The organism is Bifidobacterium xylocopae (assembly GCF_003315615.1).
In the GTDB taxonomy this organism is placed as follows: Bacteria; Actinomycetota; Actinomycetes; order Actinomycetales; family Bifidobacteriaceae; genus Bombiscardovia; species Bombiscardovia xylocopae.
Genome location: NZ_PDCH01000006.1, coordinates 37895 through 61430 on the forward strand (window position 1 = coordinate 37895; position 23536 = coordinate 61430).

General features: G+C 62.4%; 22 protein-coding genes and 3 tRNA genes. 20 read left to right on the plus strand and 5 right to left on the minus strand.

Annotation, left to right across the window (positions count from 1 at the left end):
* Positions 1 to 57: 57 nt before the first annotated feature.
* The 9 genes from CRD59_RS03920 (at position 58) to CRD59_RS03960 (ending at position 11500) form a co-directional block, all read left to right on the plus strand.
* A complete protein-coding gene (locus CRD59_RS03920; RefSeq protein WP_113853321.1) occupies positions 58 to 1422 on the plus strand; it encodes a C1 family peptidase in 1365 nt (454 codons plus the stop codon).
* A gap of 126 nt (positions 1423 to 1548) precedes the next feature.
* Entirely contained in the window at positions 1549 to 2730 is a 1182-nt protein-coding gene (locus CRD59_RS03925; protein ID WP_113853323.1) for a 3-deoxy-7-phosphoheptulonate synthase, read from the plus strand.
* The gene (locus CRD59_RS03930) at positions 2720 to 3880 is read left to right on the plus strand and encodes a 3-deoxy-7-phosphoheptulonate synthase (protein ID WP_113853325.1); all 1161 of its coding nucleotides are present in this window, start codon (positions 2720 to 2722) and stop codon (positions 3878 to 3880) included. The genes CRD59_RS03925 and CRD59_RS03930 overlap by 11 nt, the downstream gene beginning before the upstream one ends.
* 119 nt (positions 3881 to 3999) lie before the next feature.
* Positions 4000 to 4740: a 5'-methylthioadenosine/S-adenosylhomocysteine nucleosidase gene (mtnN, locus tag CRD59_RS03935; protein WP_113853327.1), complete on the plus strand. Its 741-nt coding sequence runs from the start codon at positions 4000 to 4002 to the stop codon at positions 4738 to 4740.
* Between the two features lie 270 nt (positions 4741 to 5010).
* Positions 5011 to 5532 (plus strand): 50S ribosomal protein L10, encoded by a 522-nt coding sequence (gene rplJ / locus CRD59_RS03940; RefSeq protein ID WP_113853329.1) that lies wholly within the window; start codon positions 5011 to 5013, stop codon positions 5530 to 5532.
* Between the two features lie 108 nt (positions 5533 to 5640).
* Complete coding sequence (rplL, locus tag CRD59_RS03945) at positions 5641 to 6021, plus strand: 50S ribosomal protein L7/L12 (RefSeq protein WP_113853331.1); 381 nt, start codon at positions 5641 to 5643, stop codon at positions 6019 to 6021.
* Positions 6022 to 6281: 260 nt separating this feature from the next.
* Complete coding sequence (locus CRD59_RS03950) at positions 6282 to 7442, plus strand: FHA domain-containing protein (RefSeq protein ID WP_236632710.1); 1161 nt, start codon at positions 6282 to 6284, stop codon at positions 7440 to 7442.
* A 6-nt stretch (positions 7443 to 7448) separates the two neighbouring features.
* Entirely contained in the window at positions 7449 to 11267 is a 3819-nt protein-coding gene (locus CRD59_RS03955) for a helicase (RefSeq protein ID WP_236632711.1), read from the plus strand.
* On the plus strand, positions 11264 to 11500 hold the full coding sequence (locus tag CRD59_RS03960; protein WP_113853335.1) for a hypothetical protein: 237 nt from the start codon (positions 11264 to 11266) through the stop codon (positions 11498 to 11500). The genes CRD59_RS03955 and CRD59_RS03960 overlap by 4 nt, the downstream gene beginning before the upstream one ends.
* Before the next feature lie 3 nt (positions 11501 to 11503).
* Here CRD59_RS03960 and mscL read toward each other — a convergent pair whose 3' ends face one another.
* The 3 genes from mscL to CRD59_RS03975 form a co-directional block, all read right to left on the minus strand.
* Positions 11504 to 12031 carry a large conductance mechanosensitive channel protein MscL gene (gene mscL / locus CRD59_RS03965; protein ID WP_113853336.1) on the minus strand — a complete coding sequence of 176 codons (528 nt, stop codon included), beginning with the start codon at positions 12029 to 12031 and terminating at the stop codon, positions 11504 to 11506.
* Between the two features lie 103 nt (positions 12032 to 12134).
* Positions 12135 to 12860 (minus strand): SAF domain-containing protein, encoded by a 726-nt coding sequence (locus CRD59_RS03970; protein WP_113853338.1) that lies wholly within the window; start codon positions 12858 to 12860, stop codon positions 12135 to 12137.
* Positions 12861 to 12957: 97 nt separating this feature from the next.
* Complete coding sequence (locus CRD59_RS03975; RefSeq protein WP_113853340.1) at positions 12958 to 13164, minus strand: FmdB family zinc ribbon protein; 207 nt, start codon at positions 13162 to 13164, stop codon at positions 12958 to 12960.
* Between the two features lie 114 nt (positions 13165 to 13278).
* Between CRD59_RS03975 and CRD59_RS03980 the strand changes: the two genes are divergently transcribed.
* From CRD59_RS03980 to CRD59_RS04030, 11 genes are all read left to right on the plus strand, one after another.
* On the plus strand, positions 13279 to 13971 hold the full coding sequence (locus tag CRD59_RS03980; RefSeq protein WP_407923109.1) for a GNAT family N-acetyltransferase: 693 nt from the start codon (positions 13279 to 13281) through the stop codon (positions 13969 to 13971).
* 123 nt (positions 13972 to 14094) lie between these two features.
* Positions 14095 to 15195, plus strand: a complete 1101-nt coding sequence (locus tag CRD59_RS03985) for a hypothetical protein (RefSeq protein WP_113853342.1) — start codon at positions 14095 to 14097, stop codon at positions 15193 to 15195.
* 189 nt (positions 15196 to 15384) lie between these two features.
* Positions 15385 to 15678 carry a co-chaperone GroES gene (gene groES / locus CRD59_RS03990; RefSeq protein WP_113853344.1) on the plus strand — a complete coding sequence of 98 codons (294 nt, stop codon included), beginning with the start codon at positions 15385 to 15387 and terminating at the stop codon, positions 15676 to 15678.
* A gap of 276 nt (positions 15679 to 15954) precedes the next feature.
* Complete coding sequence (gene nrdI / locus CRD59_RS03995; protein ID WP_236632713.1) at positions 15955 to 16416, plus strand: class Ib ribonucleoside-diphosphate reductase assembly flavoprotein NrdI; 462 nt, start codon at positions 15955 to 15957, stop codon at positions 16414 to 16416.
* 97 nt (positions 16417 to 16513) lie between these two features.
* Positions 16514 to 18706 (plus strand): class 1b ribonucleoside-diphosphate reductase subunit alpha, encoded by a 2193-nt coding sequence (nrdE, locus tag CRD59_RS04000; protein ID WP_113853460.1) that lies wholly within the window; start codon positions 16514 to 16516, stop codon positions 18704 to 18706.
* 93 nt (positions 18707 to 18799) lie between these two features.
* Positions 18800 to 19795, plus strand: a complete 996-nt coding sequence (gene nrdF / locus CRD59_RS04005; protein WP_113853346.1) for a class 1b ribonucleoside-diphosphate reductase subunit beta — start codon at positions 18800 to 18802, stop codon at positions 19793 to 19795.
* Between the two features lie 128 nt (positions 19796 to 19923).
* Positions 19924 to 20005, plus strand: a tRNA-Tyr gene (locus CRD59_RS04010).
* Position 20006: 1 nt separating this feature from the next.
* Positions 20007 to 20078 (plus strand) — tRNA-Thr (locus CRD59_RS04015).
* A 4-nt stretch (positions 20079 to 20082) separates the two neighbouring features.
* A tRNA-Met gene (locus CRD59_RS04020) sits at positions 20083 to 20156 on the plus strand.
* A 45-nt stretch (positions 20157 to 20201) separates the two neighbouring features.
* Positions 20202 to 20369, plus strand: coding sequence for a 50S ribosomal protein L33 (gene rpmG, locus CRD59_RS04025; protein WP_113853348.1), 168 nt, complete (start codon positions 20202 to 20204; stop codon positions 20367 to 20369).
* A 117-nt stretch (positions 20370 to 20486) separates the two neighbouring features.
* Complete coding sequence (locus tag CRD59_RS04030; RefSeq protein WP_113853350.1) at positions 20487 to 21749, plus strand: FAD-binding protein; 1263 nt, start codon at positions 20487 to 20489, stop codon at positions 21747 to 21749.
* 61 nt (positions 21750 to 21810) lie between these two features.
* Here CRD59_RS04030 and CRD59_RS04035 read toward each other — a convergent pair whose 3' ends face one another.
* Positions 21811 to 22566 (minus strand): tyrosine-protein phosphatase, encoded by a 756-nt coding sequence (locus CRD59_RS04035; RefSeq protein ID WP_161522277.1) that lies wholly within the window; start codon positions 22564 to 22566, stop codon positions 21811 to 21813.
* 198 nt (positions 22567 to 22764) lie between these two features.
* Complete coding sequence (locus tag CRD59_RS04040; RefSeq protein WP_113853354.1) at positions 22765 to 23529, minus strand: tyrosine-protein phosphatase; 765 nt, start codon at positions 23527 to 23529, stop codon at positions 22765 to 22767.
* Positions 23530 to 23536: the final 7 nt, after the last annotated feature.

Sequence of the window (23536 nt, forward strand, 5' to 3'; positions counted from 1 at the left end):
AGGATACTCGTACATCCTGCAGCACAGTGTCCACTAGCGAAGAGGAAAGCTAAATCCATGAGCACAGCATTGACACCATTGTCCACGTCAGCCCTTGAGGGGCTCCGTTCCGAATTCGACCAGCGGGCCGACAACCATCTGGCCATGAACGCGGTCACCACCGCCGGCATCGGCCAGGTGGCCCACAACTACGACCGCGCCCGCCTGCTCCAGCACCGATTCTCGGTAACGATTGACAACGGCAAGGTCACCTCGCAGGCCAAGTCCGGCCGCTGCTGGCTTTTCAGCTCCCTGAATGTAGCGCGTTTCGTGGCCCGTCGCGCCCTGAACATCGACACCGCTTCGCCGGCCAACCCTTCAGGTGACTTTGAATTCTCCCAGGCCTACGCCATGTACTACGACAAGCTTGAGCGCGCCAACTACTTCCTGCAGGACGCGGCCGGCCTGGTGCGCGGCGGCGAGAAGACCGACTCCCAGCTCATGCAATTCCTCCTGTCCGACGTGATGGGCGACGGCGGCCAGTGGATTATGGCCATGAACCTGTACAAGAAGTACGGTGCCGTACCCAAGCAGTTCTACCCTGAGACCGCCTCCTCGCAGAACACCGGTCCCATGAACAACCAGCTGCGCTCGGTATTGCACCAGGCTGTGGCCCACATGTATGCCGAGCCGGGGCAGATCGCTCAGATCGTCAAGGATTCCCTGGCCGCCTGCCACCGTATCCTGACCATCCACCTGGGCACCCCGCCCACTTCTTTCGACTGGGAGTGGACCGACAAGGACGGTGGCTTCCACCGTGACGGGGAGATCACCCCGCAGGAGTTCTGGAAGAAGTACGTCAATGCCGGCCTGGAGGACTACGTCTGCCTGGTGGACGACCCACGCTCCGAGCACCCCAAGGGCAAGAAGATCGGCATCGAGCACTTGGGCAACGTCGCCGGCGGCGATGCCACCGAGTACCTGAACGTGCCCAACCGATTCATGAAGGACTGCGCCCGCACCATCATGAGCGAGCAAGGCATCCCGGTCTGGTTCGGCGCCGACTGTGGCCCCATGATCGACCGCAAGGCCGGCCAGTGGGCCACCGACCTGTTCGAGTATGGCCGGGTCTATGGCTTCGACTTCGACATGGACAAGGAACAGCGTGTCCGCTTCGGTGACTCCGCCATGAACCATGCCATGGCCTTCGTGGGCGTGGATGTGGCCGACGACGGCAAGACCACCAACCGCTGGCGGGTGGAGAACTCCTGGGGCGGCGACATCGCCAACGACGGCTACTTCGCCATGAGTGACGACTGGTTCACCGAGTACGTCTTTGAAATCGCCGTTCCCAAGTCCATGCTGCCGGAGGAATACCGCAAGGCCTTTGAGGAGCCGGCGATCATGCTGCCCGCCTGGGACCCGATGGGGACCTTGGCCTGAGTGGTATCCGGTCCGACCGACCGGTCCGAAGACGTCCGCCGGCTCCTTCCCAGGGGCGGGCGGACGTCTGCTATTTTCGTATACAGGGAGCGGGGGAAACCGATGGGTCCTCAGAAGGGTGCAGACATGGCGGGGCGAGAGGAAGGGGGCGGGAGCATCAATGCCGGAACGGGCATCGGTGGTCTGGATGATCGCGCGGTCTACCCGGAGACCGTGGATGTCAATATCCGCCAGCTTGATCCGATACCCGCCCCCCGCGCCTTCATTGACGCCCTGCCGTTGGATGCCAAGCGGGCGGACCTGGTGCTGCGTTCACGGCAGGCCATCCGCGACATCCTTCACGGCCTGGACGACCGGCTCCTGGTCATTGTGGGGCCTTGTTCAATCCATGACCCTGGAGCGGCCTTGGACTATGCCCGTAGACTGGCGGCGGTGAATGCCCGCGTGCGCGACCGGTTGCTCATCGTCATGCGGGTCTATTTCGAGAAACCGCGCACCACGGTGGGCTGGAAGGGGCTGATCAACGACCCGGATCTGAATGGCTCCTTCGATATCCGCAAGGGTATGGGCCTGGCCCGCCGCATGCTGCTGGATGTGCTGTCCTTGGGTTTGCCTGCAGCGACCGAGTGGCTGGACCCTATCACCCCCCAATACCTGTCGGACGCGGTCTCGTGGGGCGCCATCGGTGCCCGCAACACCGAGAGCCAGGTGCATCGCGAGCTGGCTTCGGGGCTTTCGATGCCGGTCGGTTTCAAGAATTCGACCGACGGCAATGTGCAGGCGGCCGCCGACTCATGCTATGCCTCAGCCTTCAGGCACCACTTCCTCTCGATAAACCTTGACGGACAGGTCATCGCCGCTGAGACCAGGGGCAACCCCGACTGTCATCTGATCCTGCGCGGCTCTTCGCACGGGCCCAATTATGGTGCGGCGGATGTTCGGCGGGCCTTGGATGCGCTGGGCCGTTCCAAGGCAGGGGGATCCCGTGTGCAGGGCCTGCTGGTGGACGCCGCCCATGGCAACTGCGGCAAGGACGAGCTGCGCGAGGCCGGTGTGGTCGAGGAGTTGGCCGGGCGACTGGCGGCCGGCGAACGGGGGATCCTGGGGGTCATGATGGAGAGCTTCATCAAAGGAGGCCATCAGGACCCCGGCCCGCTTGACCAGCTGGTGTATGGGCGGTCGGTCACCGATGCCTGCATATGCTGGGAGCGCACAGAGGAGTTGCTGGATCGCCTGGCCGGAGCGGTCCAGACGCGACGGAAGGCGCGTGCCGACAGAGCGGTCGAGGAGGACGAGCATGAACGGTAAGGCAGACGGACGCCAAGAAAGCGTCGTTAACGATCCGCTCGCCGGACAAGAGGGCCGGCGCTGGGAGGACGAGGTGGGCATCGGTCGCATCGTCAACAGACGCGTCATTGAACTCGACCCTCTGCCCACACCGGCCCAGGTGTTGACCGACCAGCCCTTGGACCATTCGGCCAGGGACCTGGTGATCTCGTCCAGGGAAGCCATCCGCGACGTGTTGTGCGGCCGGGACGACCGGCTTCTGGTCATCGTGGGTCCCTGTTCCATCCACGACCCTGAGGCCGCCCTGGACTACGCGCACAGGCTCGCCGCGCTCAAGGCCGAGCTGTCCGGCGACCTCCTGATCGTCATGCGGGTCTATTTCGAGAAACCGCGCACCACGGTGGGCTGGAAGGGCCTGATCAACGATCCCGACCTGGACGGCAGCCACAATATCCACAAGGGCCTGCTGCTGGCCCGTCGGATTCTACTGGACGTGCTCGGGGCGGGGCTGCCGGCAGCCACGGAATTCCTGGAACCCACATCGCCACAGTTCATCTCCGACGCGGTCTCCTGGGGTGCCATCGGTGCGCGCAACACCGAGAGCCAGGTGCACAGACAGCTGGCTTCTGGCCTGTCCATGCCGGTCGGGTTCAAGAACGCTACGGACGGCGACGTCGGTGTGGCCATAGATTCCTGCTTCACCGCCGCCCAGGAACACACTTTCTTCGGCATCAACCACGAGGGCCGGGCTTCGGCCGTGCGTACCCTGGGCAACCCTGACTGCCACTTGGTGTTGCGCGGCTCATCCCATGGCCCCAACTGTGACCCTGCCTCCATTGTCCAGGCGTTGGTGCGCCTGCGCAGGCAGATGTCTGCGGACTCCGCGGCCGCCCATGGACTGGTCATCGATGCCTCCCACGGCAACTCCGGCAAGGACGAAGTGCGTCAAGCCGGTCTGGTCGAGGAATTGGCAGGGCGTATAGCGGCTGGTGAGCAGGGCATCTCCGGGCTGATGATGGAGAGCTTCATCGAGGGGGGCAACCAGCAGCCAGCCCCTCTGGACCAGCTGGTCTATGGCCGTTCGATTACTGATCGTTGCATCTCATGGCCTCGTACGGAGACGCTGTTGCGTCTGCTGGCACAGGCCGTCGACCACCGTCGCTCACGCTGAGCGGTGCGTCCGGAGCATGCCTGAGCCTAGGATGGGCGTACAAGTGCCGGTGTCGTCGGCTGTGCCCGTCGCGGCACCGCGCCCGTCCAAGCCCAAGCAAACAGTCAGGAGCAGCAGTGATGGAGAACGCAAGCCAGGCCGGTGCCACAAATGGCAGCCGGGATCTCGTGGCGGTGATCGGCGCGATGGATGAGGAAGTGGCATTGGTCGCCCAGGGCTTGGAGGGGGCGGTCCACGATTCGGCCTCCCGTTCCGCCGGACTGGACGTAGTGCGCGGCTTCCTGCCCAAGGCCAACGGAGACAGGGTGGAGCTGGTCGCTACGGTGGGTGGCATGGGGACAGTCAACATCGCGGCCTCGGTCCAGTACCTCATCGACGCCTACCACCCCAAGGCCCTGATCTTTTCCGGTATTGCAGGCAACCTGAACACCGATCTGCACATCAACGATGTTGTTCTGGGGGGCACGCTATGCTACCTGGATTCCGACATGCGCATGATCGCCCAGTTCGCACCCAAGACCGAGGTCTTCCACTCGGACGCGCGCTTGCTTGACCTGGCGGACCAGGCCTTGGACGGCATGGGTGTCAAGCACATAACCGGTACCATCGCGACCGGCAACACCTTTGTGGACACCCCCGAGCAGACCGCCCGGGTCAAGGCCCAGACCGGTGCCGATGCGGTGGAGATGGAGGGCGCGGCGGTCTGTCATGTGGCAGCCCGCAACGGTGTGCCCGCGCTGGTCATCCGCGCCCTGAGCGACAATGCCGACACGGATTATGAGGTTTTCAAGGAATTCGACGTCTCGGAATATGCCGACACCGCCGCGAAGCTGGTCCTGTCCATCGCCGCCTCGGTCTGAGTGAGGAGTGGGTGCAGGGGCCGATTCTGATAGTGGGGTCGGCCCAGGGTGTATACTGAGCTCTTGTACACCAAAGACTGCTGGTTGAAGGCCGAAAGGCCTTCCGAAGTACGGCTCGCCGAGCCAGCACAGGTCGGGATAGGCAGTGGGCATGCCCGCTGCTGTCGGAATCGCAAGATTTCATATGCTCTGCCTGTGCGCAGGGCTTTTTTATTGCCTGCAGGCAAGGCCTTCCATACCGGTCCAGGAGTCGACTTAGGAAGGAACGCCATGAGAAGGCCCGAAAAGGAACAGGTGGTCGCCGAGTTCACGGACAAGTTCCGTGCGGCGGACGCGATCATCCTCACCGAGTACCGCGGGCTGACTGTTCCGCAGTTCTCAGAGCTGCGTGACAAGCTGGGCCGCGATACTTCCTATGCTGTCTCGAAGAACACGCTGGCTCGCATCGCGGCGAAGGAGGCGGGGATTGAGGGTCTGGACGACCTCATCGCCGGCCCCTGCGCCATCACCTTCGTCAAGGGTGACTATGTCGAAGCGGCCAAGACCCTGCGTGACTTCGCTGCGGACAATAAGCAGCTGGTCGTCAAGGGCGGTTACATCGATGGAGCCGTCGTCGACGCCGAGGAGATGAAGAAGATCGCGAGTCTGGAGTCCCGCGAGGTTCTGCTCTCCAAGATGGCTGGCGCCCTCAAGGGCACCATGTCCAAGGCTGCGTACGCCTTCGTCGCCCTGCCCACCAAGGCCGTGCGCACGATCGACGCCCTGCGCGAGAAGCAGGAGAAGGCGGCCTGAGGTCTCGGCCTCAAGCCACGTTCTTGCCGCATAGGATACAAGTAGTAGTGAAAAGATGTACGGCGGCGGGTCGCCTGACCCGGTTGCCATGATTGAAAGGAAGCCATTATGGCTAAGCTCTCTGCTGACGAGCTCCTTGACGCGTTCAAGGAAATGACCCTGGTTGAGCTCTCCGACTTCGTCAAGAAGTTCGAGGATGAGTTCGACGTCGAAGCCGCTGCCCCCGTGGCTGCTGCAGCTGCCGCCCCCGGTGCCGCCGCTCCGGCCGCCGAGGAGCAGACCGAGTTCGACGTGGTCCTCTCCGCCGTCGGCGACAAGAAGATCCAGGTCATCAAGGCCGTCCGTGCGATCACCAAGCTGGGTCTGGCCGAGGCCAAGAGCCTGGTCGATGGCGCCCCCAAGCCCGTCCTGGAAGGTGCTTCCAAGGAGGACGCCGAGTCCGCCAAGTCCCAGCTGGAAGAGGCCGGTGCGACCGTCGAGCTCAAGTAGCTCAAGCTTCAGCTCCTTTGGGAGCGACTTGCAGGAACCCCGCTACCGGCTTGTCCGGCGCGGGGTTCCGCGCTATATGGACATACAGGGGAGCGGCGTCTGAGTGTGGGGTTACGGGTGGATTCGGATGTAGGCGCTCCGAATTTCAAGGATTCATGGCACAATAGCAGGTAGTGTTGTAGATACGCATGCGTATTTTGTCTTGGGAGAACGGGAGGTCGAGCACGGTGAGCGATGGTCAACGGCCGACACGGCAATGGGTGGTCACTATCAATGGCGTGGAGAAAATCCGCCTGAGCCCGGGACAGAGCATTGAAATCGGGCGCAAGCCTCTGCGCCCCCTGCCCGACGACGGCATGATTCGTCTGGAAGTGCAGGACCAGACCAAGTCCATGTCCAAGCGGCATGCTTCTTTCATCGTCGACAAGAGCGGACGGGCACGCCTGCGTGACCTGGGTTCCACCAACGGATCCTATGTCGTCCAGGATGATGGCGATCTGATCAGGATTCCGGAAGACACTGATTACGCCCTCCAGCACTCGGCCGAACGCTTCCAGTTCGGCGACGTGCTGGTCGATTTCGCCCTGGCAGTGCGCCCGGCTGATAACGCCGGTGATGACGGGCAGAAGCAGTCCGATCCGGTGCCCGACCTGTTCTCGTACGCCCAGGCAGATGACCAGCGTGAGACCGTCCCGGATGAGTCCAACATGTCGGTCGATGACATTCTCGACATGCGCGCCGGCGAGCCGACTGGCGTCTTCCATGCTGAAGGCGTGCGCTCGCGTATCGATGCCCTCCATGACCAAGTGGTCAACCAACGCCAGCGGCAGGCAGAGCAAGCCGACCCCACCAGGCGGCCCAAGGACACTCAGAACCAGTCGGCCGATCAGGATGAACAGCCTCGGTCCGGGGACGAATCTCGCAATCGGTCCGATTCCGAACCCGAGCCTCAGTACATCGACGCTTCCGGGGATTCCCGGAAGGAGTCGGACGATCAGGATGCAGCGGGCAGCCAGCTCCAATTCCAGCCGCTCGGAGCAGCACAGCTGGAGCAGGAGGGGCGGCAGGCCCAGACGGCGGCAGAGGCGCGTCCCGCTGCCGACGATGACCAGCACCGGACCTATAAGCCCGCCTTCGAGCCCGGGTCGGTCTTCGAGAAGGTCTCCAAGGGCGATTTCGCCCAGGACGAGCAGGTTGTCGAGGTGGATGGGATGACCAGCGACGACGCCAAGAACTCAACTGACTTCTCGCTCCAGTTCGAGATGGCAAAGCACACCCAGCTCCTGCCTTTCCTGGCCATGAATCCCTCACTGTATGACGACCTGTACGCCTGGCTCTCGGCTCAGGGTGACGAGGATATCGACGCGGCGCTTGACAAGAATGAAGGATACCGCGAGTATCTTGCAGCAGCTCAGGAGTGAGGCGGGATGAGCGAACGATCATCTGATTCAGGCGATGTGAGTCTGCGCGACCAGCGCATTGCCGCCTCGCCCGGCCAGGCCGGGGCCGCCGATGTCCCGGCCGAACACGGCCAGGATGTTCCGACTCCATCGACCGAAGCCGATGCCGAAGACAGCCAGGATGAGCCGGCGGCCTTGGACCCGCTGGAGCGGATCCGCGGATGGCGGCAGGCCTACCAGAGCAATTCAGGCCTGACTCCATTGGAGGATATGGGCCAGTTGTCCGCCCAGTTGGACCTGACCCACGCCCACCCCTCGGGCATAGCGCAACTCTTCGCTTCCGGCCAGGTGCATCTGGATGCCCTGTTCCGTGACAACGCCATGCTCAGGGCCGCACACCGTCGGCTTGAGCGTGTGTTGGATGACCTTCAGACCAAGGAACGACAGAGCGGTTCGGCCCAGCTGTCGCTGGTCGTCGGTGTGGCGGGATGGCAGGGCACGAGCATGCCCGTACTGCTGTATCCGGTTCAAGTGGATCTCAGCCAGGGCAGTGGCGGCAAGGCACTGATTACGATCACGGGTCGGTCCCAGCTGAACTCATCCTTCGTTTCGGTCCTGCGTTCCCGCGGCATCGAGCTAGATGCCGCGCCGCTTTCCGACGCCACCCGCCACCAGGGCGGTTCAGTGGAAAACTCTTCGCTCTTCAAAACCATCGCCTCCCAGGTTTCTCCGCATATCAGCGATTTCTCAATCGACCAGCGTGTGGTCCTGGGCTGCTTCATAGAGCCCTCCGCCCTGATTCTGGGTGAGAGCCAGGACCTGATCGACCGGATGGAGGCAGGCCCGACCGGCAACGTCCTTCTGGATGCGCTGGCGGGTGATGAGGAGGCACTGGACCAGATTCAAGGCGATCCGCTTCCCCAGTACAGTCCTTTCGACGCCGATCCGCATGCCGAATTCGAGGTCGGTGATGTAGACAATACAGTGCGTTATGCCGCTGGGCTGGTTTCCAGCGGGCACTCGGTCCTTCTGGATGAGGCTTCCGGGCGCAATGGTGTCTCCAGCAGCGCGGCCATCGCCTCCCGCTGCGTCATGAACGGTCGGACCGTGCTCTACGTGCCATGTGTGGTCGAGCAGAAGCGCCGGTTCGAACGGTACATGCAGGCATACCGTATGGGTGACCTGGTCCTGGACATCAAATCCGTTCAAGCCAAGGACGCGGTGGATGCGCAACTGATAGACGCGGTCTCCTTCAAACCAGGGAAGGCCACGGCACGTTTCGACCAACTGGCCGACGAGCTGGTGGGGGTACGTACCCGTCTGACCCGCTATCTGGGTGACCTGCATGGAGTCAGCAAAACCTGGGGCGTATCCGCCTACCAGACCATTCAGAACCTGGCCCAGGCGGCCAACCTGCCGACACATCCGGCCACCCGCGTGCGCCTGAGCGTCCAGACCGCCCGACAGTTGCGGGACGGCATGGAGGAGTGGGGCGACAAGCTCGAACGGGCCGCCGCCCTGGGCGAGTTCACTGTAGGCCCCCAGGACACCCCCTGGTATGGTGCCGCCATGTACAGCGAGGAAGAGGCTGTATCCGCCTACGAGCGTGTGGTCCGCATCCTGGAGAAACTGCTGCCGAACACCCGGGAGCAGGTTGCGTCAACAGTGAAGACCTGTGGTTTTCCCGTACCCAAAACGGCCCAGGAATGGGGCAGGCAGATTGCCATGCTCAAGAATCTGCGCCGGGTTCTGGATGTCTTCCAGCCCGCTGTATTCGAGCAGGACATCCCGGCCATGATTGAGGCGACCGAACCCAAGGAGAAGCGTAAGTCATCAGGTGGTTCGATGGGCTTCTGGGAGCGCCGGCGCCTGGTCAAGGAAGCCAAGGGACTCCTACGTGTGGGGGCCCAGGTCGATGACCTGCACGAGGCCCTGCTGATTGTATCCCGGCAGGCCAAGCAGTGGCGTACCTTCGTTCCTCACGGTGGTTGGCCGGTTTTGCCCTCCAAGCTGGACACCATCCTCGACACCTATGAGGCGCTGATCCGGGATATGACGGCCTTGGACACCATCCTCGCCTCCACTCCCGCCGGCGGGGACCTAGAGACCGCGTCCTTCGAGAATGTGGAGGAGCGGCTGCGCTCGCTGTTTGACGATCACATGGCGCTGGACACCCTTCCCGAGCGCTGCAATCTGGAGCGCGAATTACAGGCTGCCGGGCTGACCGAGCTCGTCCAGGACCTGCGTAACAGGCAGGTGCCCCAGGATGCGGTGCGCGGTGAACTCTCCCTGGCTTGGTGGACCACGGTCTTCGATGACATCATGCACTCTTCGCGTATCATCTCCAATCAGGATGGGTCCGCCCTGTCCGCGGCCGCAGATCGCTTCAACCAGGTGGATCTGGATCATGTGCTGAGCGTGGGGCCGATGGTCGGTCAGGAGAGCCAACGACGTCTGGCTGAACTCCTGTTCGCCCACAAGCGAGAGGCCAATCAACTCCATGCGGCTTTGGCGAGCCGGGATTGGTCCTCGATCAGTGATCTGATCAGGAACTTCCCGACTTTGCTGGCGGCGGCTAAACCGATCATGCTGGCTACGCCTGCCACTCTGGCGGCGCGCACCGCCCCCGAGCAGATGGCGGACGTGGCCATCATCGACGCTGGCGCCCACATGCCCTCTATCCAGGTGCTGACCATCCTGGCCCGTGCCAGGCAGGTGGTGATCGTCGCCCACCGGCGGACCATGACTTCGGACGGCCTGGCCCATGTGGCTGACATGCTTGTCCCCGTCGTTTCGAATGGCCATCCTTCGAAGCGGCCTCCGGAGATCACGGCCTTCCTCCATGACCACGATTATGGCCGTGTGGCTTGCCTGCCCGCTCAGGAGCAGGCCCGGGGCCATGTCACCTACACCCGGGTATCAGGCAACGGCGTGCCGGTACTGTCCTCCGGTCTGGTCGAAACAAGCCAGCAGGAGATCAATGCGGTCGTGGGGCTCCTGCGGGAACGGGCCGTCCTGGCAGATTCGTTGCCCAACTCCTACATCCTGTCAATCGTGACCCTTTCGGACACCCATCGTCTGCGGCTTGGCGCGGACCTGAAGGCCCTGGCGGCGAAGGACCCCGCCTTTGGCCGTTTCCTGCGCCATGTGCGTATCGTGGACATCGACGAGGTATGCGGCACCGCATGCACGGATGCGATTCTGTCGGTGGGCTTCGCAAAGACCTCCCATGGACGTCTTCTCCAGCAGTTCGGCAAGCTCGAGGGGGAGGGCGGCTCGGGTATGCTTCTGGATGCCCTGGCTTTGGCGCAGCGTAACGTCGACATCGTCTGCGCCTTCGGTTCCGAGGACATGGAGGACGATCGGATTCATCAACCAGGTCCGCAGCTGTTGAAGGAGATGCTGGCTTGGGCCGAAGGGCTTGGAGGGGAGATGGAGCTGCCCGGGGAGTCGGATGAGGTCGGCAATGTGCTCTTCGCTGATCTGGCCCTGCGGTTGCGGCAGCGTGGACTGAGCGTGGCACTGGATTACGGTTTTGAGGATGGTGCCCGTATTCCCATGGTCGTAGGTCCTGAAGGGGGCCCCTTCAACCTGGCCGTCGTCACGGATGATGCCGACTTCATGCACACCCAATCCACCCGTGAACGTCATCGCTTCCGCATGGAGGATCTGGAGCACTTGGGGTGGAAGGCAATGACGGCTTGGAGCGTCGCGGCTTTCGTCAACCCCGACAAGGAGGCTGACCGTATAGCCGAGTATGTCGGGCAGGCTGCAGGGACCGAACACGTCGAGGCTTCCAACGCGTCCAGCGATGGGGCTGATCAGCCGGCAGAGGACCAGGAGTGAATACGGACGGTTCCACCGTTGCGCCTGGAGGCGGCCGGTCAGGGCGTCGGCGTATCCACCGCAGGGTGGTGCGCCAGGGGACGGAGCATTTTGAAGGCGACGGCCTGGGGGAGGCCGGACTGGCTTCGGATGAGGACCAGCGGTCGCAGACCGACAAGCAGTCGGACGACGATCGTCGCATACTTGGTGAGCTGCCGCCTCACTGGGGGCTTTTCCCTGCGGAAAAGGGCTGAACCTCAGGCCTTGTCGGTGCTCTTGGTTGTTGCCTCGGTGCCTCCTGCGGCCTTCATCTGATCCAGGATGGACTGGAGGAGCTGCACGGTCTGCTGGTCGGGAGAGGGCGTGTCGTCTTTCGTTTTCTGGTCATTGCCCGAGCTGGATGCGAGACGGGTCAGATCACGCAGTTTGTTCATGGGCAGGATGATGCAGAAGTAGATGGCCGCCGCCACCAGGATGAAGTTCAGGATATCGCCGATTATAGCCCCGAAGGATATCGTCGCCTTGCCGTTGCTGATCGTCAGCAGCCCCGACAGGTCGGGTTTGCCGAAAATCATAGCTATGAGTGGGCTAAGCAGGTTCTTGACGATGGAATTGACTACGGCGGTGACCGCCGAGCCCATGACCACGCCGACCGCCATGTCGACCATGGAGCCGCGTGAGATGAATTGCTTGAAACCAGCCAGAGGCTCCTTGTCGCTGATCTTCGCCAGCTCGTGGGCTGCTTGCGCCGCCTGTTGTGTTACTGGTGTGCCGCCGGATGCCATGCTGCTCCTCTCCCTTGTGGGGCGTCCTCCCTTATGGAAGACGTTCTCCCCGTTCCATTATGACTCCCGACCGCGGACTGAAGGTGTTACGTCCCGACTCCTGTCAACTCCCGCCGGTGGCCACCGCGATGATCGGTGCGCCCTCCGGTAGGCTCAGCGCCTTGATAGCGTCGTCCGGTTTGAGGGCGAAGGCGGTCATACCGGAGTCGCTGTCCTTGCCGACGGTTCCCAAGGGGTCAGGCTTTCCCTTTGTCTGTGGGAGGGCCATGATTGTGGCTTCGCGGGCGATCGCGCAGGCGCCCTGGCTTTGGGCACCCTCCTTGCCGTCGCCGGTCTGCAGGCCTTCCTGCCCGCTTTTGCCGTCACAGCCGGTCGAGGAGACCAGCCGCACATGTTGACCGGGCAGCATCGACTCGGGGGCGGAGGAGAGGGACAGCCGGACGGTGGTGGTTCCCACGGGCGGTGGTGGCACCCGGGTCAGGGCTGTTCCGGCAATCGGCTGGCCGGACTCCAGATCCGTCAGTGTGGTCATACCCACGGCCTCGTCCGGGCGGCTGAGCAGCTTGCCTGTCAGACCGGAGGTGGGGATGGATTCGGTATGGAGCATTTCCGGGGATATACGCGTCCCGCGTTCGACCCGACGTGCGGCGGTCAGCACCGGTGTGCGGGAGCTTGCTCCCCCGAGGGTCTGCAGGACGCAGAAGACGGCCAGGCCTGCGCAAAGGCACGCCGCCAGACGACGAAAGTGCACCGTTTGGCGGCGGCCTTCCAGACCGGATCGCCGGCCTGGAAGGCCGGCTGAGGACAATGAGGGCAGTGTTAGCTTCATGCCGCCATCCTGCTACGGACAGGCTGCAGGGGGAAGCGACCGCGGCCGATGTGGTCGAATGTGCCTGGCGATGCCAGTGTGGCAGGACGGGGTGGGGCTACTTTTTGGTGGAGTCCGAGGAGGCCGAGCCGCCGTCGGTCCGGTAGAAGCCGTGCCCCTTGAACTCGATCGGCACGGCTGAGTAGACCTTACGTACCTGTTCCTGACCGCACTTGGGGCAGACGGTGACCGGATCGTCGCTGAAGGATTGCTCCTTGGTGAAGTCGTACCCGCAATTCTTGCAACGGTAATGGTAGGTTGGCACAGTCCGCTCCCTCCGAAGATTCGTGCTCTGATAACAATCCGACAACCCATATCCTAGCCCCCTGCAGGGTCCGGAAGTCCCGTTCCTCAACCTTCAGCGGCATACAATGGCCGTATGTCCGTCTTCCACAGTCTTTTGGACGCCCTTCACCAGGCGGCCGTCCAGCGCGGCCAGGCACGCTCCTTCATCATGCCTGATCGCTTGGGTCCCGTCGCCGGCCATGGGGATTTCGCTCTGAGGCCGCTGCTTTTGGATGATGAAGCCGAATGGGGTCGGGTGCGCTGGAGCAACGATTCCTGGCTGGCTCCCTGGGAGTCGGGGGACCCCGAAGGAGGTGCCGGTTTGTCCTTCGCCCAGTGGGTGTCACGAATGAGGCAGGCCGAAGCGGAGGGGAGCGGCGCTGTGTTTGCGATGGTCTTCCAGACCGCCATCGTCGGGCAGATATCGTTGGGCGCCATCCGCTATGGCTCCATGCGTTCCGGCATGGTGGGCTACTGGGTTGATCGGGCGCACGCCGGCCATGGGTTCGCCCCGTTGGCATTGGCCCTGCTGGGCGACTGGGCCCTGCATGATCCGTCGGGCCCGCGTCTGCACCGCCTGGAGGTCGCCATTCTGCCGGAGAACGCACGGTCCCTGCGTGTCCCGGCGAAGCTGGGTATGCGGTCGGAAGGGCTCAGGCCAGGGTACATGTTCGTGCGAGGCGGTTGGAGGGACCACCTGACCTTCAGCCTGTTGGCCGACGACATCCGTACCCCCCTGGTCGGGCGCCTCCGGAGCGGTGACGGCGACACGCCTGGGAAGGCTTGAGTGCGGGGCATGCTCTCCTCTATCCTTGGAGGTATGGTATATGAGTCGCTGTCAAGCATCCTTCTGCTGTTGATAACGGCGTTACTTGTGCTCGGCTGGTTACCGGGTCGGACGATGAGGGGCATGAAGCGTGCCTCCCAGCATAGGCAGGACCGTATGTCCGCCTCGCTCCACCTGGTCGATGAGAGCAGCGCACGGCGGTTCGGGGACACTGAACCACGCAGGTTGAAAGGGTTGGTTATGCAGCCAGAGCGCGAAGGCGGAGAGGGCCGCCGGGAGGCCGAGAGGGTCAAGCGCGTCCGCCTCATGCGCCGGGCCGCGGCCCGCCGCCGGCGAATCCTGACCGGTTCCCTGTTGGTCGCTACCATGGGGTTGGGGTTCCTATCGTATGCGGCCTCACTCAGCCCGTTATTCTGTTTGATTCCCCTGGCATTGTTGGCTGTCGTCCTGGTGGCAGGCGCGAGGGCGGCCGCCCAGGCCCGCCGGTGGGAGGCCCGTCTGGCCGAACGCCAGCGCAGGCAGCACGCACATCGTCCGCATCCCCAAGCGCCAAGCGAACATGTCGCTGCCGCTGACCCGGCTAAGGTCGAGGGCCAGACCACCGATGCCATGAGCCAGCAGGACATAAAAGCTGCCATCCTCCAAGCCAGGCAGGCGCAGGTTCAGGCTCTTGCGGCACGTTCGGACGAACGGCGGGAGGAAGCGCCAACAGCCGGGGGCGACGCGCAGGTCAAGAGCGTGCAGTCGGTCCGGCCGCCGCTCGAGCCGACCGGCGACCACGCCGATGACAGCGAACAGGCGAAAAGCGGAAATCCGGCTTTGGGGCACCAGAATCAGCCGCTGCTTTCCTTCTCGATGGGCCGGCCGCGGCAGGGGATCCCGCCCAAACAGGCCGAACCCCTCAGCCGTGAGATTCAATCGACCAAGCAGGTGTCCAAGGCGGTGCCCCGGCCGGAGGCCGTCAAAGCCGCTGCCGCCCAATCGGCCGACGAGCGGACCGACAAGGCGGATGGCAGGAACGACGTCGTCGATCGCCAAGCCCGATATGGGGCATCGAATCCGACGGCCGGGGCCAGGCGTCCGGCCACAGGCACCAAGGGCGGCCGACCTTCTGATTTCCACCGTCGTGAGATCCAGGCCGATGTGGAGGCGCCGGAACTGAGCGAGGATTCCCTGGGCAAGGTCGGAGTCGAGGCAATACTTGCCCGGCGCAGCAAGGCCTGACCACAGGTTCGGCCTGCCGGCAACGGTAGGCGTTCACTCAAAGCGTTAGCACTCAAGTTGGCAGAGTGCTAATTTCGCGCTACCATACAACTAGCGCAGCGGAAGGCGTCGGTGGGTGCCGTCAGCCTCTCATCGGCTTTCTGGTGCGGGTAACCCATTGAGCGTACTCATAGAAAGAGGAGGTCCACAGTGTCGATCTCACTCACACCGTTGGAAGACAAGATCGTAATCAAGCAGGCTCCCGCCGAGACCAAGACCGCGTCGGGTCTGGTCATCCCGGATTCCGCCAAGGAGAAGCCCCAGCAGGGCGATGTCTTGGCTGTAGGCCCCGGCCGCCGCGACGATAAGGGAGAGCGTATCCCCGTCGACATCAAGGTCGGCGACAAGGTGCTGTACTCCAAGTATGGCGGCACTGAAGTCAACTACGAAGGCGAGGATTACCTGATCGTTTCGGCACGCGACGTGCTGGCCGTCCTCAAGTAAGTTTTTGCCGGAAGTAGTGAGGCCCCCCGGGTGGTTCTGAATCGCCCGGGGGGCCTCGCTTCGTCTGCCCCCCCCCCCCATGCTGCCATGGTTGGCGGGTGCTCTGTGAGATTGGGCACACAAAACACTAGATATGCCCCTCGCAAATTTTAGAATTACTAGATATAGTGGTTCTCGGTTGGTCGTTAGCGGAGCGTTCCGCTACCGACCCTGGAAATGGGTTTCGCCAAACGGGAGGTTGAGATGGAGCAGTCAGCGCCAGCACAGGAGGCGCAAATGGTCAGCATGCCTGAATACCCGGCGGACGGGGAACGGATCGGTGCTCTGGTCTATTTCTCCTCCCAGTCCGAGAACACTGCCCGTTTCGTGGCCAACTGCCATCTCCAGGAGGAGGGCATTGACGTCTTCCGCATCCCGGTCAGACCCCATGAGCCGCCACTGAATGTACGCGAGCCCTATATTCTGATGGTCCCCACATATGGGGGAGGCTCCGCCCGCAAGGCGGTCCTGCCGCAGATCAAACGTTTCCTGAACGACCCGGCCAACCGGGCGGGCATACGGGGGGTCATAGCATCAGGCAATACCAATTTCGGCGAGGCGTTCTGCATGGCCGGGGACATCGTCTCCCAAAAATGCAAGGTCCCTTTCCTCTACTACTTCGAACTGATGGGAACCAAGGAGGACGAGACCAAGGTACGGCAAGGAGTCCTGGACTTTTTCCGCAACCACCCCGAATGAACGCAGGTTGCAGGCCCGAGTGGGCCGAAGGTTTTGCGATACACGAATGAATGCAATGAATGAACACCGGGCCACCGGCCCCGGGAAAGGACGCCAGATGGCAGCACAGGACGACACGTCATTGGCCTTGGACAGGACAACGAGTGAGGGGGAGGCGTACGACCCCGCACGCGACTACCATGCATTGAACGCGATGCTCAACCTATACGACAGGAATGGGCGGATCCAGTTCGACAAGGACAAGGAGGCCGAGCGCCAGTACATGACCACGCATGTGGCCGCCAACACACGCCCGTTCGCCTCCACGGCCGAACGCCTGCGGTACCTGACGGACAACCTGTATTACGACAAGGCCGTGTTCGCAAAATACAGCCCCGGTTTCCTGGACCGCATCTATGCGCACGCCGAGTCCGCTGGCTTCGAGTTCGAGACCTTCCTTGGTGCCTTCAAGTTCTACACCTCATACGCGCTCAAGTCCTTCGACGGCAAGCAGTATCTGGAGGACTTCCCCCAACGGTCCGTCGCCGTGGCCCTGGAGCTGGCGGACGGTGACGAGGCCGCGGCCATGAAGTACGCCGATGAGATCATCTCCGGCCGCTTCCAGCCCGCCACCCCGACCTTCCTCAACCTGGGCAAGGCCCAGCGCGGTGAGCCCGTCTCCTGTTTCCTGGTGCGCATCGAAGACAACATGGAGTCCATATCCCGTGGCATCAACGCTGCCCTGCAGCTGTCCAAGCGAGGCGGTGGAGTGGCCTTGCTGCTATCGAATCTGCGTGAGCTCGGTGCCCCGATCAAGCACATCGAGAACCAGTCCTCCGGTGTGATTCCGGTCATGAAGCTCCTGGAAGACTCCTTCTCCTATGCCAACCAGTTGGGGGCCCGCCAGGGCGCAGGCGCGGTCTACCTCAACGCCCATCACCCGGACATCCTGCGATTCCTCGACACCAAGCGCGAGAACGCGGATGAGAAGATCCGCATCAAATCCCTCGCCCTTGGTGTGGTGGTGCCCGATATCACCTTTGAGCTGGCGAAGAAAAAGGAGCCCATGGCGCTCTTCTCCCCCTACGACGTTGAGCGCGTATACGGCAAGCCATTCGCCGACATATCCGTGAGCGAGCACTACGAGGAGATGGTCAAGGACAGCCGTATCCACAAGAAGTACATCGACGCACGCGACTTCTTCATGACCCTGGCCGAAATCCAGTTCGAGTCCGGCTACCCATACATCCTCTTCGAGGACACGGTCAACAAGGCCAACCCGATCGACGGCCGGATCACCATGAGCAACCTGTGCTCCGAGATCCTGCAGGTCCAGGAGCCCTCCACCTACGACGAAAACCTGAACTACAGCCATGTTGGCCGCGACATCTCCTGCAACCTGGGTTCGCTGAACATCGCCAAAGCCATCGACGGTGGGCTCGCGGACACGGTGGAGACCGCCATCCGTGCCCTGACCTCAGTGTCCGACCACACCAACATCGAGGCCGTCCCCTCCATCAAGCGAGGCAATGACGAGGGCCACGCCATCGGCCTCGGGCAGATGAACCTCCATGGTTTCCTGGCCCGCGAGGGCATCCACTACGGCTCCGAGGAGGGGCTGGACTTTACGGACATGTACTTCATGACCGTGGCATACCATGCCTACCGGGCCTCCCACCAGATCGCGGTGGACCGGGGGCATGCCTTCGCGACCTTCGCCAGGTCCGCCTACGCCAAGCCCGCCGGCCAGGGCAACTACTTCGACAAGTACACGGATGGACGGCGCTCGCTGGAGCCCAGGACCGAGCGGGTGCGTGCCATCTTCGCCAAGTACGGCATCGAGATCCCCTCGGTTGAGGATTGGCGGGAGCTCCAGGCGCAGATCATCCGTGACGGCATATACAATCAGAACCTCCAGGCCATCCCACCCACAGGCTCCATCTCCTACATCAACCACTCCACCTCCTCAATCCTGCCCATCCCGGCCAAGATAGAGATCCGCAAGGAAGGCAAGATCGGTCGCGTCTACTACCCGGCGCCCTTCATGACCAACGAGAACCTGGACTACTACGAGGATGCCTACGAGATCGGGTGGAAGAAGATCATCGACACCTATGCCGAAGCGACCCAGCATGTGGACCAAGGACTGTCGCTGACTCTGTTCTTCCCTGACACCACCACCACACGCGAGGTCAACAAGGCGCAGATCTACGCCTGGCGTAAGGGCATCAAGACCCTCTACTACATCCGCATCCGTCAGCAGGCGCTTGAGGGCACGGAGGTCAAGGACTGCGTCTCCTGCATGCTGTAGGCTGACGGCCCCGTCAGTAAGAGGTTGCCCGTCCTGTTTCGCAGGACGGGCATACAAGACAGTCTTCATAGGAAGCAACGAAGGAGTAGTGACATGGTCCCACCGATTTCCATACCCAGGCAGCCGTTGAAACTGATCGACCGGGTCTCCGCCATCAACTGGAACCGCTTGGAGGACGAGAAGGACCTGGAGGTCTGGGACCGTCTGACCGGCAATTTCTGGCTGCCTGAAAAGGTGCCGGTATCCAACGACATCCCCTCCTGGCAAGCCATGAGCCAGGAGGAACACACGCTGACCATGCGCGTATTCACCGGGCTCACCCTTCTGGACACCATCCAGGGCACAGTTGGCGCCGTCTCGCTGATTCCCGATGCCCTGACCCCCCATGAGGAGGCGGTCTACACCAACATCTCCTTCATGGAGTCGGTGCACGCCAAGTCGTACTCCTCCATCTTCTCCACCCTGTCCAACACCCCGGAGATCGACGCAGCCTTCGATTGGTCGGAAAAGAACGAGTTCCTGCAGAAGAAGGCACAGATCGTGTTGGACTATTACGAGGGCGACTCGCCTCTGAAACGCAAGGTCGCCTCCACCCTGCTGGAGTCCTTCCTGTTCTACTCGGGCTTCTATCTGCCCATGTACTTCTCCTCCCACGCCAAGCTGACCAATACCGCGGATCTGATCCGGCTGATCATCCGTGATGAAGCCGTGCATGGCTACTACATCGGCTACAAGTACCAGAAGGGTCTGGCCAAGGTCTCCCAGTCGGAGCAGCAGGAGATGAGCGACTATACCTACGAGTTGCTGAACGACCTGTACGACAACGAGGTGGAATACACCGAGTCCCTGTACGCTGGTGTGGGTTTGGTGGACGATGTCAAGAAATTCCTGCGCTATAACGGCAACAAAGCCCTGATGAACCTGGGCTATCCCGCCCTCTTCCCCTCGGACAGCACTGATGTGAACCCGGCCATCATCGCCTCCTTGAGCCCCAATGCGGACGAGAACCACGATTTCTTCTCCGGTTCAGGCTCTTCCTACGTGATGGGCAAGGCGGTGGAGACCGACGATGACGACTGGGACTTCTGAAGGTCGGTTACCGGCAGGTCGGCCCTGGGCGGATATGCGCGACACGGCCCGGGACTGACTTGCGAAAGTCGACGAAACGTGTCATCATAGGCAAGTTGCCGTGCTGAGCTTAACGCTTTGTGCGACATGGCGGATTTCCCAAGCGGTCAAAGGGAGCTGACTGTAAATCAGCCGCGTAATGCTTCAGAGGTTCGAATCCTCTATCCGCCACGCCTCGGTAGCTCAGTGGCAGAGCACTTCCTTGGTAAGGAAGAGGTCGTGAGTCCGATTCTCACCCGAGGCTCTCTGGCGGGGTAGCTCAGCTGGCTAGAGCGTACGACTCATAATCGTAAGGTCAAGAGTTCGAGTCTCTTCCTCGCTACGGACGCAGGCAGAAGCCTGCGTGAAACGACTACAGAGGTGAACCATGGCAAAAGCCGCAGATATTCGTCCTGGCATTACGCTGGCGTGCACCGTGTGCAAGGAGCGTAATTACATCACGACGAAGAACCGTCGCAACACTCCTGACCGCCTCGAGCTCAAGAAGTTCTGCCCCCGTTGCGGGAAGCACACTGTTCATCGTGAGACCCGCTGAGAGCTGATCGAGTCTCCAGACGTTTCCCAAAGGCCCGGCCATTCGCCGGGCCTTTTCGCATGTCCGAACGCCTGTGTTCCATGTCATCCGGCCAGGCCGCGGGCTAGACTATCTCTCATGGCTAATTCCGATGCGCCCACAGTCCCTGCGGTTTCTTTCTCCGATCTGACCACGATACGAGTGGGGGGCACCATCGGTTCCCTCCTCAATGCCAAGGACCGGGTGGGCATCATCGAAGCCGTCGAAGGGGCTGATTCCGCGGGGGTGCCTGTGTGCGTGCTGGGCGGTGGATCCAACCTGCTGGCTTCCGATGAGCATTTTGCGGGTCTGGTGGTGCGCGACGCCCGCCGGGCGATTCACGTCCTGGACGAGGCTGCTCCGGTCGAATCCGGGGACCGGACCGTCCACGTGGGTGCGACGGCCGGCACGAACTGGGACGACCTGATCATGTACTGTCTGGACATGGGCCTGTCCGGGGTGGAGGGGCTATCCGGCATCCCCGGTACCGTGGGTGCTTCTGTAGTGCAGAACATCAGTGCATACGGCCAGGAAGCGGCCCAGTCGGTGGCATCGGCCGAGGTCTGGGACCGGCAGGAGAAGAGGACCAGGACGCTTGCCGCCCGGGACATGGCCTTCGGCTACCGGACCTCCCTGCTCAAGGCATCCATGTACCGGGCACCGGGTGAGCCTGCCGGCCGTTTCTTCCCCACCCCCCGGTATGTGGTGCTTTCGGTCACGTTCGCCCTGCGTCATAGCGCCCAGGGGAAGGTGGACTCGGACCAGCTGGCTCGTGCCCTAGGTGTGGGGCAGGGGGACGAGATGCCTGCCGTGCGCATTCGCCAGGCGGTGCTCGGTATCCGCGCCGGCAAGGGGATGTTGGAGGATCCGGCCCGGTACAGTAACCCCTGGATGCTTGGTTGCCGGGAGGAAAGGGGCATTCGCGCCGCATCTGACCCGCTGGCAGCCATACGCCCCGACGACACGAGATCGCTGGATAGCGGCACGGGGGAGATGCTGAATCGCAATTCCTGCGGTTCCTTTTTCACCAACCCGGTGCTTACGGCCGGGCAGGCCGCCCGTCTGCCTAAGGACGCACCCCGCTTCCCGGCACCGGGCGGTCCCGGCGGCGGGTCGGCCCCTACGATGATCAAGACCTCGGCGGCTTGGTTGATTGATCATGCCGGCTTCCATAAGGGGTTCGCCCTGCCTGGTTCCGGTGCCGCCCTGTCCACTGCCCATACCCTGGCCCTGACCAACCGTGGGACCGCGACCGCCGCTCAGGTGGTTGAGTTAGCACGGACCATCCGCGACGGCGTTCGCTCCACCTATGGGGTTGAACTGGTACCGGAGCCGGTCCTGGTGGGCCTGAGCCTGGACTGAGGCCTCATTGACCGGGGTCCGGCCGGTTGCGTCATCCCGATTGCGTTGCTTTTCGGTAGGGTCAGTCGGTCAGGAGCTTGGCTCGCAGGGCATCGACCTTTTCGGCCCCGAAGCCCAGAGCCTGGTCGGCGTAGGAGAATACGTCGCCGTACTGCTCGTGCATGAGCCGCTCGGCGTATTCCAGATACTCCCGTTTGACGTACAGGGCGATTGAAAGCGCATCTATGGTCTCCTGGCCGAAGCCCCGCTTCCGGAAGCTGTCCAGGAGCTCGTTGTTGGCCGCCACCCGGGCTTTGTTGGTCTTCAGGTAGTCTTCCATGACCTTGGTGTCGTCCACTTCCAGGAGCCACAGGATCAGCGCTGCGCCGAAGCCGGTCCGGTCCTTGCCGGCGAAACAGTGGAAGAGCGTAGAGCCTGAATCGTTGTCCAGGATCAGGTCCAGGAACCTGCCAAGCCCCTCCTGCGCGCTTTTGGACTCGACCAGTCCACGATAGGTCTGCATCATGTGCTGGTCGACAAGGTCGGCGTCCGCGATCGAGGCGAAGCTGTCCAGGGATGCATCGCCGTTCTCGCTGTCGCCGATAAGGTCCAGGCCGACGATCCTGACACCGGGCAGCCTATCGTCAGGAGCCTCTTTGACTTCGAATGGCCTGCGGAAGTCCACGATCAGACTCAGCCCGTAGTCCTCCGTAAGCTCGTGTCTGTCGGCCTCATCGAGCCCTACAGGCTGACCGGCACGGAGCACCATGCATGGTTTCACCCGCCGTCCGTGTATGGTCTCAATGCCGCCCAAATCCCTGAAATTCGTCAGTTTCACCGCTGTCCCTCCTGTTGTGTGTGGTCGGACCAGGTACGCCGGCCCCCTCAACCCGCTGGTACCGCCTGCGAGGCCTGCAATGGTTCGACGATGATATATCATCCTTGCAGAGACGGCGAACAAGGCCCCGACATGGTGAAGTCCAGCCGGCCCGCCCTCATGGGCGCGGAGGCTGGACTTCACCGGGAGAGGGGTTCGTCAGCTGGTTAGGAGCTTCGCTCGCAAGGCCTCCACTTTTTCGGGGCCGAAGTCCAGTGCCTGGTCAGCGTATGCGAAGACATCGCCGTATTCATCGCGCATGAGCTTCTCGGCATGCTCCAGATACTCTCGCTTGACATAGAGAGCCTGTGAGAGGGCATCGAGGGAGTCCTGGTCGAAACCCTTGGCCCGGAAGCGTTCAACCAGTTCGTCGTTGGCCTTGACTCTCTCCTGGTTGGTCTTCAGATAATCGGTCATGATGACGTCGTCGTCCACCTCAAGCAACCAGTAGAGCAGCGCTGCGCCGAAGCCGGTCCTATCCTTGCCGACGAAGCAGTGGAAAATCGTGGAACCGCTGTCGTTGTCGAGGACGAGGTTCAGGAAGCGCCCGAAACCCTGCTGTGCTCCCGGGTCCAGGACCAGACTGCGGTAGGTGCCCATCAGATGGTCTGAGACCTTGGACGCCTTGCCGATCGAGGCGAAGTCGTCCAGGCTCATGTCGGCGGCGCCAATCAGGCCGAGAAGGTCGATGTTGATCATCGTCGCCCCCGGCACTTCATCATCGGGCTGCTCCTGGATCTCGAACGGCCGACGGAAGTCGATGATCAAGGATAGGTGGTAGTCGTTCTCCAATGCGTCCATCGTCGTCTGGTCCAGATCCACCAAATGCCCGGAACGCATTACCTGCCGCGTGCGTACCTCTTGCCCATGGATATTCCGGACCCCGCCCAGATCGCGGAAGTTCGTGATGTTCATCGTCGTCATCGTGGCT

What these genes read in the sequence shown, in the direction of transcription:
- CRD59_RS03920 (WP_113853321.1), top strand. Translation starts at nt 58, where the DNA reads ATGAGCACAGCATTGACACCATTGTCCACGTCAGCCCTTGAGGGGCTC.
- CRD59_RS04040 (WP_113853354.1), bottom strand. Translation starts at nt 23,529, where the DNA reads ATGACGACGATGAACATCACGAACTTCCGCGATCTGGGCGGGGTCCGG.
- CRD59_RS04030 (WP_113853350.1), top strand. Translation starts at nt 20,487, where the DNA reads ATGGCTAATTCCGATGCGCCCACAGTCCCTGCGGTTTCTTTCTCCGAT.
- rplL (WP_113853331.1), top strand. Translation starts at nt 5,641, where the DNA reads ATGGCTAAGCTCTCTGCTGACGAGCTCCTTGACGCGTTCAAGGAAATG.
- nrdE (WP_113853460.1), top strand. Translation starts at nt 16,514, where the DNA reads ATGGCAGCACAGGACGACACGTCATTGGCCTTGGACAGGACAACGAGT.
- CRD59_RS03985 (WP_113853342.1), top strand. Translation starts at nt 14,095, where the DNA reads ATGAAGCGTGCCTCCCAGCATAGGCAGGACCGTATGTCCGCCTCGCTC.
- CRD59_RS03980 (WP_407923109.1), top strand. Translation starts at nt 13,279, where the DNA reads ATGTCCGTCTTCCACAGTCTTTTGGACGCCCTTCACCAGGCGGCCGTC.
- nrdI (WP_236632713.1), top strand. Translation starts at nt 15,955, where the DNA reads ATGGTCAGCATGCCTGAATACCCGGCGGACGGGGAACGGATCGGTGCT.
- CRD59_RS03925 (WP_113853323.1), top strand. Translation starts at nt 1,549, where the DNA reads ATGGCGGGGCGAGAGGAAGGGGGCGGGAGCATCAATGCCGGAACGGGC.
- rplJ (WP_113853329.1), top strand. Translation starts at nt 5,011, where the DNA reads ATGAGAAGGCCCGAAAAGGAACAGGTGGTCGCCGAGTTCACGGACAAG.
- CRD59_RS03930 (WP_113853325.1), top strand. Translation starts at nt 2,720, where the DNA reads ATGAACGGTAAGGCAGACGGACGCCAAGAAAGCGTCGTTAACGATCCG.
- CRD59_RS03955 (WP_236632711.1), top strand. Translation starts at nt 7,449, where the DNA reads ATGAGCGAACGATCATCTGATTCAGGCGATGTGAGTCTGCGCGACCAG.
- mscL (WP_113853336.1), bottom strand. Translation starts at nt 12,031, where the DNA reads ATGGCATCCGGCGGCACACCAGTAACACAACAGGCGGCGCAAGCAGCC.
- CRD59_RS03970 (WP_113853338.1), bottom strand. Translation starts at nt 12,860, where the DNA reads ATGAAGCTAACACTGCCCTCATTGTCCTCAGCCGGCCTTCCAGGCCGG.
- rpmG (WP_113853348.1), top strand. Translation starts at nt 20,202, where the DNA reads ATGGCAAAAGCCGCAGATATTCGTCCTGGCATTACGCTGGCGTGCACC.
- nrdF (WP_113853346.1), top strand. Translation starts at nt 18,800, where the DNA reads ATGGTCCCACCGATTTCCATACCCAGGCAGCCGTTGAAACTGATCGAC.
- mtnN (WP_113853327.1), top strand. Translation starts at nt 4,000, where the DNA reads ATGGAGAACGCAAGCCAGGCCGGTGCCACAAATGGCAGCCGGGATCTC.